The organism is Kitasatospora sp. NPDC007106 (assembly GCF_040634455.1).
GTDB lineage: Bacteria > Actinomycetota > Actinomycetes > Streptomycetales > Streptomycetaceae > Kitasatospora > Kitasatospora arboriphila.
On record NZ_JBEYFP010001072.1, the window covers coordinates 1 to 1,793 of the forward strand.

Annotated in this window: 2 protein-coding genes; both read right to left on the reverse strand. The window is 73.0% G+C overall.

The genetic code is table 11. The annotated features are described in order from the left end of the window. On the reverse strand, positions 1–1,067 hold a 1,067-nt coding region (locus ABZ641_RS35840; protein WP_359988627.1), incomplete at its 3' end, for a hypothetical protein. Beyond that, on the reverse strand, positions 1,064–1,793 hold a 730-nt coding region (locus tag ABZ641_RS35845; RefSeq protein ID WP_359988629.1), incomplete at its 5' end, for a sensor domain-containing protein. The genes ABZ641_RS35845 and ABZ641_RS35840, both read right to left, overlap by 4 nt.

The window sequence follows — 1,793 nt, forward strand, 5'->3', positions numbered from 1 at the left end:
GTGGTGGTGGCCGGGGCCCGCACCCGTAGCGCCGTGTAGTGGCCGTTGGGCTTGCGGACCAGCCCGTCGTAGCTGATGGACGGGCTGCCGAGGGTGGCTGCCTGCGCGGGGGAGAGCTGCCGGACGGCGTCGGGCGTCAGGTACGCCGTGCCGGGGCGGGTGTCGACGGTGGTGCCGTGCTGCTTCGCGTACTGCGTCAGTGCGGCGGCCCGGGGCCGGCGGTAGGGGCTGTCGCCGGTGTCCTCGTCCTGGCCGGCGAACCGGTTGTCGGCTTGCGGCGCCGGAGCGGGCGCGTCACCGCCCTGGTCCATGGCGGCCGCCGGGTTCGACGGAACGGAGGCGAAGCTCTGGATCGCCTGCGCCATCTGCGCGAGCAGTTGCTGGCCTCGGGACTGGAGCTGCTGTTCCTTCGTCTTGAGATCGGAGGCCTCCGTGTCATTGGCCTTGGAGGCTGCGTCGAGTTGGGAGGACCTGGCGTCGACCTGGGAGGCCTCCTGCCGGATCTGGCTCTCCTCGCCCTGGATCTTGTCCTCGACGGCGTTTTCCTGGTTCCTCCTGGACTCCAGTTGGCGCGCCTCGGCGTCGAAGGCGGCGGCCGCGCCCGCCTCCGCGGGCAGTTGGAACGTGTGCGGCTTGGCGTTGTGGGCGGTGATCTCGCCATCCACGGCCTTCGCGCGCTCGTTGTGGTCGCTGATCTCCTGGTTCACCGCGGCGACCCTGGCGTTGAGCGCCGCCTTGCTGTCGCGGATGGCGGCGGACTCCTTGGTGATCCGCTCCGCCTCGGCGACCACGTCCTTCTCTTGCCGGGCCAGCTCCGCCGCCTGCCGGTTCGCGTCGTTGATCTCCACCAGGAGGGTCGCCAGGGCGGCCTCGAACCCCCGGGGCGCCACCAGCGGGACGGGGGCAAGCGTGCCCGCCTGTACCGTGACCGCCACGGCGTCGGCTGCCGCGATCGTCTGCACTCCCGCGGCGACGATCGGCGCCAGGAGCGCCATCAGCACGAGGTGGAGGATGCGGGGCAGCGTCCGCCGGCGGCGTGCGGCCGTCCTGCGCGAGGGCGCGGTCATCCGGTCACCTTGCCGGTGAGCTCGTCGGCGATCATGGAGACGGCGGGCTCGCCGTCGCCGGCCTGGCAGACGGAGGCCTGGATCAGGCTTGCGCCCTTCACCCGCGCCTGGTGGTAGCAGGCCCAGTTCACGGTGTCGCCCTGCGTCGCGGTCCACGCCACCGCGACCTCGGTGGCGGGGTGCGCCGTGTAGGCCCACTTCGACGTACGTCCGGCCTGGTCGGTGAGTGTTGAGGACGGGCACTTGGCGAGGCCGTCGGTGAGCGTGCGGAAGGCCGCGCCCGCCTTCTTGCCGTCCGGGAACACGCCGATCACCTGGTTCACGGTGTAGCTGCCCGAGCCTCCGGCGTCCTGGTAGGTCGCCGACAGGAACGCCTTCCACGCCTGCCCGTAGACCGACTGCGTCGTCGGTCCGGCGGCGACAGCGCAGCCCGACGGGGCCGTGGTGAGCGGGGCGTGCGGCCGGTTCGACTGGGGCCCGGCCGCCACCGTCGTCCCGACCAGTTTGCTGACGCCGTCAGTGCTGATCAGGTCCGCCTGGACGGTCCCCTCGGCGATGTGCGGCGGAAGGCCCGTCGGCTGTTGCGGCCAGAACCACCACCCGACGCTGGCCAGCAGAAGGCAGGGGACCACGGCGGCCACCAGCAGCCGCCAGTGGCGCAGCACCCCGGCTCCCCGGGGCGTTGCCCGCGCCCCGGACGGCGCCCCGGACGGCGCCCCGGACGGC